We start from the raw sequence: 1,012 nt of genomic DNA on the forward strand, positions 1-1,012 counted from the left end.
CCGCAACGCTTGGCGACGGCACGGATACCGGCAAGGCACGTGTTATAATGCGGAACGGGAAATATCCTGCCGTCCCCGCACAGTCCCCGGTATTTGCCGATTATGCGGTTGGCGATGTCGAGCAGGCGGATGTTGGACACCACGCCCGTTTTCTGGCGGTTGATGTTTATCCACTCGTGTTCGTCGAAGTAGGTGCGGATATTCTCTTCCGTAAGGTTGCGCATATCCGCGAACGACAGCCCCGTGAAGGCGCAGAACAGGTAGAGGTCGCGGTACAATTCCTGTTTGGCGTTTTTCAGTTTCCCCTCCATCAGCAGGCGGATCTCATCTTTGGTCAGGAAACTGCGTGTTGTTTCCTCCTTCTTGATTTCATACTCGCGGAACGGGTCGCGCGTCAGCCACTCGTTGTTGATGGCGATGAATACCATCGTCCGTAACGGGCAGACGTACAGCCACACGGTATTGGTGCAGCAGTGCTTGTCCGTGCGCAGGAACATCTCGAAGTCGGAGATGAAAGCCGGGGTAAGCTCTTTTAGGGCGATGTCCTTCACATGGTAGCGGATGTCGAGGAACTCTTGCATGTGCTTGTAAACGGTGCGGTACTTCAGCAGCGTGCCTTTGGCTTTCATGCCTGCCTCCACCTGCTTCTCGTAGTCCTCGTTGTGCTGGCGGAACACCTGCATCAGCGTGTGGTAGCGGTGTTCCAGTCCGAGAAAGGCGTTCTTCACCTTCTCCGCCGTGACGAAGTTGTCACGCTCCATGATTTCCTGATAATGCCTGTTGATGCGTACCCGCATCTTGTCAAGCATACGGTTCGTTTCGAGTGCCGCCGTGCTTCTGCCCGTGACACGTCCACCTTTGGTGTCCCACAGTTTCGGATCGACAGTCAGTTTGCAGCTGAACTGTGTCTGGCTGCCGTCCACCGTGATGCGTCCCATGACGGGAACTGTCCCGTCCTTTTTCACTACCTGACGCTTGAGGTAGTAGATTACTGAAAATGTACTCTTCATTG

1 protein-coding gene is annotated in these 1,012 nt (G+C 54.8%); it reads right to left on the bottom strand.

Annotation, left to right across the window (positions count from 1 at the left end; translation table 11 throughout):
- Positions 1-1,010: site-specific integrase (locus DW039_RS20710; protein WP_120382315.1), on the bottom strand; the 1,010-nt coding region annotated here is incomplete at its 3' end.
- Between the last annotated feature and the right edge of the window lie 2 nt (positions 1,011-1,012).

Source organism: Bacteroides sp. AF39-16AC (assembly GCF_003602735.1).
GTDB classification, from domain to species: domain Bacteria; phylum Bacteroidota; class Bacteroidia; order Bacteroidales; family Bacteroidaceae; genus Bacteroides; species Bacteroides uniformis.